Origin of the sequence: Moorena sp. SIO4G3 (genome assembly GCF_010692305.1) — a bacterium.
GTDB lineage: Bacteria > Cyanobacteriota > Cyanobacteriia > Cyanobacteriales > Coleofasciculaceae > Moorena > Moorena producens_A.
Window position 1 is genome coordinate 1 of the sequence record NZ_JAAHIG010000429.1, and the last position, 7032, is coordinate 7032.

4 protein-coding genes are annotated in these 7032 nt (G+C 43.0%); all 4 read right to left on the minus strand.

The genetic code is table 11. The features are described from left to right. Positions 1-168: 168 nt before the first annotated feature. Complete coding sequence (locus tag F6J99_RS38955) at positions 169-1302, minus strand: glycosyltransferase family 1 protein (RefSeq protein WP_293121405.1); 1134 nt, start codon at positions 1300-1302, stop codon at positions 169-171. 275 nt (positions 1303-1577) lie between these two features. Next, positions 1578-2192 (minus strand): chromophore lyase CpcT/CpeT, encoded by a 615-nt coding sequence (locus F6J99_RS38960; protein WP_293121406.1) that lies wholly within the window; start codon positions 2190-2192, stop codon positions 1578-1580. A 259-nt stretch (positions 2193-2451) separates the two neighbouring features. Further along, positions 2452-3600, minus strand: coding sequence for an esterase-like activity of phytase family protein (locus F6J99_RS38965; RefSeq protein ID WP_293121407.1), 1149 nt, complete (start codon positions 3598-3600; stop codon positions 2452-2454). Between the two features lie 249 nt (positions 3601-3849). Further along, positions 3850-7032, minus strand: a 3183-nt coding sequence (locus tag F6J99_RS38970; RefSeq protein WP_293121408.1) for a non-ribosomal peptide synthetase, incomplete at its 5' end; no start/stop codon positions are given.

The window sequence follows — 7032 nt, forward strand, 5'->3', positions numbered from 1 at the left end:
TCACCAAAGTTGTCACCAACAGATTCACTGGAGTCAAAAAGATACTCAGGAGCCGTGTGAGGCGAAAGTTTCATGCACGGTTCTGGAGCGGAGGTGCTCCCCGTAATAGGGGACATCGACCGTAATAAGAAGCCCACACTGTAATTTTTGATTCAGTGTGGGACTATGTCACGCAGCGGAAGACATGGATTCGGAAAACACGATGGCCTGGTAATAATTTTGCAATTGGCGTGTAGCAGCTGACCAACTCCAGCGTTCAGCTTCTGCTCTAGCATTGCGGCGCAGAGTTTCCCGTTCCTGCTGTTGTGCTAAGAGACGCACTGTTGCTGCGATCGCTCCTTGCTCATCTGCTGGATCGTATAAATACCCATTCATCCCATCCGTGACAATATCGGGAATTCCTCCAGAGTTGGCTGCTACCACAGGACAACCTGCTGCCATCGCTTCTAGTAAGACTAGTCCTAAGGTTTCTGTCCGAGAAGGAAAGATAAATGCATCAGCAGAGGCAAAGGCAGACCCGAGGGTTGTACCGGTAAGGTAACCCACGAAATGAGTCGGGGTTCCAGCAAAGTGTGCTTCTAGTTCCTTACGGTGCGGTCCATCTCCTACTAATGCTAGGCAAGCGTTGGGAATTGCTTCTAGCACTAGCTTGATCCGCTCAATTTCTTTTTCAGCAGAAAGACGGCCTACATAAAGGAGTATGGGGCTGTCTGGATTTCCTTGGGAAAGATGCGATCGCATTTGGGATGAAGCTAACTCTGGTTGGAACGTTTCCGTATCCACACCTCGCTGCCACAAGTCTACTCGCTCAACACCATGGTCTCTTAATTCCTGTACCATAGCATTAGAGGTACACAAATTCAGCTCAGCTTGATTGTGACTAACCTTAATTAACTCCCACATAACTCCTTCGAGCATACCCAATCCGTAGTGCTGGAGGTACTGAGGTAAATGGGTGTGGTAGGAAGCAACCAAGGGAATATTCATCACCTTGGCATAATACAGACCTCCCAACCCTAATACTGCTGGGTTGACAACATGGATCAAATCTGGTTGAAACTCTTCTAATACCCCACCAATCGAGGGTCGTGGCAGGGCTAGCTTTAATTCGGGATACAAGGGTAGGGGAAAGCCAGAAACACCGTAAATTTTGGCTCCTTTGTAGGCTTTTAGTCCCCCTTCTGGGCATATAACTAGCACTTGGTCACCGTTACGCTGCAAATGTTCCACCGTATGGCGCAACCGGGTCACGATGCCATCAACTTTGGGTAGAAATGTTTCAGTAAATAAAGCAATTCGCATAATTAGTTATTATTGATTAGTCATTAGTTATTATTGATTAGTCATTAGTTATTAGTAGTTTATAGTCCGTTGATCCAAATTGCGTGACCTTACTCGCTAAATGTATCAGGTTTGGGGCACTTGTTGAACATGACATTAGTTTATAGGTATTAAACCATTAGCTATGGTGTTTAGGGATTCCACGAAGCCCTTGACTCTAACCTGATCGGTTTGGTTATAATGGTGGTTGGTATGGAACCTTTTTTGAAGTCAAACCGCCACGGTAAGAGTTAATTCTATAGTTCAGTAAATTCTGGAGTTGGGATCAGCACTTCTGAAGCGAAGCTAGTCCTGGGTGCAAAGTGAAATGCTCCAGCAATCGAACCCCAAACTAGTTCATCGGTTTGGGGGTCACGTCCCCTGTCAAGACTAATCAATTTTTCTTCCATTACTTCAAAGCTACTATCGAGATAGGTTTCTTTGTTATTGCGCACCACCAAGCAAGCTTTACCTGGTTCTACTTCGGCTTTGAAGCTGTGACCAGTCCAGGTAACATTGAACGTGCAACCAGGAAGCTTCTCTAACTGTTGGGCACTCAGGGAGTTTAGACGTTCTAAATCACGGGAAGCTCCGTATAATAGTTTTTCATCCTGAACCTTGTAATTTTCGATTTTGATTTGCCCGTCTAGCTCAACAATCTTTAGTACCCGCACTCGGTAGGGGGTGTTGAGCATATAGTCATAAGCTTGCTCAAGGAACAAGCTACATCCATCTAGCACTGACCAAGGTAGAGGACGCATGCAGACGCGGATGTGAGCATACAATGGTGGATTCTCAAACGCTTGCTGTTGGTTACTAAAATCAGCTGCCATCCAGCGAGCTAAAGTAGCGATATCCGTAGAATGAGTCATTACCAGAAGTGTTGAACTTAGAATAGCGGGAACTTCGGATGAAGTAGTGTTTGATCCAGTTGGTATCTTTACAATACATTGTCTTGATGCAGTCCTTTATAGTTTGGATTCTGCATCAAGACCAATTGCTAAAACCTTTAGTTGACAAGGGCGCATCATTACCCTGATCTGAAGTTCCCTATTCTGTATTTCCTGTACCCAGCACTATAGCTGATAGCAAACGGCGGGAGAGCTTGGGAATCCCTCTGGTTTATTTGGGCTATTTCAAACCTTTAATCCTAAACAACAGAAACTGTGTCACCTGAGCCTCACTAAAATTATTATCACTCACCAAAATTAAACTCTGAGTGCCATCACTCAAGCGCGGACCAAGGGTCATTCCCTCTAAATTATCTAAGTAAATCCCCAATTCACTCAAATCCAACAACAACTTTTTTTTCAGTGGCTTAATCTTGGAAATATTACCCTTGAGACTAGCAATCTTGGTGGTATCGGTTGCTCCACCCGTCACCACTTGATAAAGTTTGGCACTGAATCCAAATAAACCATAGGTACGCTCCAAACTCAGAAAATGTCCTGCGGTATCCACTGCTAATAACTCAGTCAAACCGTGAGCAATGGTGTTAGGGGGGTCTTGGTCGAGTAAGTAAAGATGTTCACTAACCAGCATTGGAGGAGTAACGTCTCCAATCAAATAGTGCAACCAACGAATTCCCGCTGCTTGTTCGGTCTCTGCTTCTGGCTGGTCTTGGTGTAAGGAGTACTCACTGGCACTAAATAAGCGAAATGACTCTTGTCCACTTGCTGCAGCTAAGCTGATCGGTTCTAAGGTTAATGCTTCAAATCCTAAGTTATCCTGGATACCATTACTGACTGTTTCTAGGTCAGTGTCATTCGGTAGATAACGCTGGGGAATTTTTAAATTTTGCAACTGTTGTCCTGTTGCTATATCAAACTGCCGAATGAATGGAGCAATGCCTTGATTAGTAGCCCCTTCACTAGAGATAAAGACAGAATCTTTTCCAGACCAAGCAATCCCTTCTGGATCCAGGGTACCCCTTACAAAGGTTTCACCATTTTTATCTTTAAGAAACGTGACATCTTCCACTTCTACGTTTTCAATCCCTATGTTTCCTGTATCGGTGGGATTGAAGGTTAGTTTTAGGGTGTAGAATCGTGCTGGAGCTAATCGAGAACGATCATCAGAAACGGCTAAAAAGCGATCGCGTTCCCGATCATAGGCCAATCCTGACAATCCTCCCACTACTGTATTTGTGAATTCCGTTTGGGGGAGTTGATACTCCCCTAAGAAGTCCACGGAAAGGTTGAGGAAGGTGCGTGCCTCTGCTGTGATGGCTGGTAAAAAGCCACAGGTAGTGGTCAGGCTACTCACAAGTATTATTACCACAACCCATAGTATCGTTGATATTTTTTTAGGTTTTCTTAACATTACATCAGTCTACCAGTAGCTTAACTTACTTGTATTATTACGTGGTTCGACCAGAAGTGTTGATTGTTAAAAATTACCTAAAAAAAAAGCACCAAGCTGTAGAATAATTAGTGCTGTATAAAAAATAAATTATCGCGTATTTTTTTTTGACAATCAAAAAAGACGCGATAGTAAAAAAAAATGATTTATTCGTTAAGTATTTTTAATTTATCTAATTTGTAAGAGATACTTGTTAAATTCTGCAGTCAGACCTTCAACTTTAGGGGCTTTCATAATAGTGAAATGGTCTCCAGTAATAGTGTGAGTTTGGATGTCACCTAAAACTAGAGAACCCCAGCCGTGGGTTGGGTCTTCAATTACTGCTGGGGAAGTTTGACTAGCATTTAGAAGGAGAAGTGAACCTGGATAAGCTTTTGGTTGATAATGATAAATGGCAATGAGATTGGCTTTAAAAACTTCCCATAAAACCAGCATTTGCTGTATTTCTAGGTCTGATGGCAATATCCCTTGCTGTTTGCCTTGCTCAAATAGATGCAAAACTTGCTCGGATGGTTCAAGTTGTCTAAGTGTTTCATGGGATATATCAAACTCTTGACCATAGAGACCTCCCCAATCTTGAGCCAATTGATTTACTATCATGGCTTGATCTATTTCTGAAGGTTTCCGAATTAAAGTGGGTGCATAACTGTCTATTAAAGTTAGAAGAGCCACTGGCTCATTTTTAGCCTGTAATTGTTGTGCCATTTCATAGGCAATTAAACCTCCCATACACCAGCCTATTAGGTGTAACGGTCCTTGAGACTGAATTGGTTTTATTGCCTCAATATAATGGGATGCCATCTCCTCAACAGAAGTTAAGGGTTGCTGTTGCCCATCTAAACCGAGAGATTGTAAACCATATACTGGATAATCTTGATCTAAATGACGAGCTAAGTCTGCATAACACAGGACATTGCCACCACCAGGGTGAATACAGAATAATGGAGGTTGGTTTCCACTGGTTTTAATGCCCACTAAGATGGGGTTTTGTGTATTTACTGAAGAACCCAGAAGGCTCGCTAGTTGTTCAATGGTGGGACTTTGGAAAAGGGTTGCTAAAGGTAAATTGATGTGGAATCGTTGTTGAATCTTTGACATGAGACCGACAGCAATAAGAGAATTACCGCCCAATTCAAAGAAGTTATCTTGTACTCCAACAGAGGTGAGATTTAAAACTTCTGACCATATTTGAGTCAGTTCAAGTTCTATGGTGGTACGTGGTGCTACGTATTCATTTTCTCTGGTGATTTCTCCTTCTGGTGTCGGTAGGGCTTTGCGGTCTACTTTGCCGTTTGGTGTTAACGGGAGGGTGTCTAAAGTAACAAAAGCACTGGGCACCATGTAGTCTGGTAGTTTTTGTTTAAGGAATTCTCTTACTTGGTTGGTGGTTAGTGATTCTTCCTCACTGACTATGTAGGCGACTAAGCGTTTGTTACCAGGAATATCTTCTCGGGCAATGACTACTGTTTGTTGGATTTGGGGGTGGCTCGATAGAACCGATTCGATTTCTCCGAGTTCGATCCGGAAACCCCTGATTTTGACTTGGTTATCGATGCGACCGAGAAATTCAATATTACCGTCTGGTAGGTATCTCGCTAGGTCTCCGGTTTTGTAAAGTCGTTCTGATTTGGAATTACACAAGGGATTTGGGATGAATTTTTCTGATGTTAGTTCCTGGCGGTTAAGGTATCCTCTGGCTAGTCCATCACCTCCTATGTATAATTCTCCAGGTACTCCTATCGGTACTGGTTGCAGGTGTGAGTCTAAGATGTAAACTTGAGTGTTGGCGATGGGGCGACCGATAGAAGGTGCCTCAGTTGCTCCCTGGACTAACTTGGCTTGCGTCGAATAAGTTGTATCTTCTGAAGGACCATAAAGATTGTAGACAAATTCAATAGTTTGATGTTGGTAAAGTTGTTGGACAATTTGATTTTGTATAGGTTCACCTGCTAAATTCACAGTTTGCACCTGTGGGGGTATACCCTCAACCCTTAAAAGTTCTGCGATCGCGGAAGGAACTGTATTCATTAAAGTTATTTCAGAGGCTGTATCCAAGTTGGTGATATCCAAAGCATTTTGGGCTAAAATTACTCGGCCTCCTAGAGACAAGGTCACAAATAACTCAAACACTGATAAATCAAAACAGATAGAAGTAGCCGCCAAAACTCCACTCATTTCGGAAGTGGTAAATGTTTGTTTTGCCCAATGACATAACGCTACTGGACTGTGATGTTCAATGGCAACTCCTTTAGGTTGACCAGTAGAACCAGACGTATAAATCACATAAGCCAAATTATCTGAGTGAACCCCAACTTCAAGATTCACCCCACCATATTGCTCAATTGCACCCCAATCACTATCCAAACAAACCACCCGTGCTTGGTTTTGTGGCAACGATTCCAGCAACGACTGTTGAGTCAACAACACTTCAACACCGGAATCTTCTAACATATAACTCAGTCGTTGGTGAGGATAATTAGGATCAACGGGTACATAAGCACCACCCGCCTTCAGTATTCCTAATAGTCCCATCACCATCTCTACAGAACGTTCCACACAAATACCCACCAGAACCTCTGGTTCTACTCCCATTGAAAGTAGGTGATGTGCTAATTGGTTAGCCCTTTGATTTAATTGATGGTAGGTCAACTGCTCTTGTTCAAATACCACAGCTATAGCATCCGGTGTTTTCTCTACCTGCTCTTCAAATAACTGATGAATACATTTATCAGTAGGATAGTCACTGGCAGTATCATTCCATTCCACCAACAGTTGATGATGTTCCTCTGCACTCAACAAAGGTAAATCACCCACAACTAGTTGGGGATTTTCCACAATGGCTGAGAAAATGGTTTGCAAATGTCCCAACATCCGCCTGATAGTATCTTCATCAAAACGAACAGGATCGTAAATAATCTTAATACTCAACTGCTCTCCCGGAGCGGCCACCACAGTCAGGGGATAATTAGTTTGTTCAAAACTCTCTATCTCTTGGAGCTCTAGCAAACTCTCTTGATTCAACAAAGAACTATCAACTGGATAATTCTCAAACACCAGAATACTCTCAAACAACGGGATGCCCCCAGGCACCTCGCTCATCCCTTGAATTTCTACCAGGGGAGTATAACAGTATGTCTGTAATTGCGACATTAACTGTTGTATTTGTTGCCACCAAGCTATTAATTTTTCCCCTGGAGATACTTGGATACGTAATGGTAAGGTATTGATAAACAACCCCACCATAGTCTCCACCCCATCCAAACTGGCTGAGCGACCAGAAACCGTCACCCCAAATACCACATCAAGATCACCACTATAACGACTTAATAGTAAAGCCCAAGCCCCTTGTAC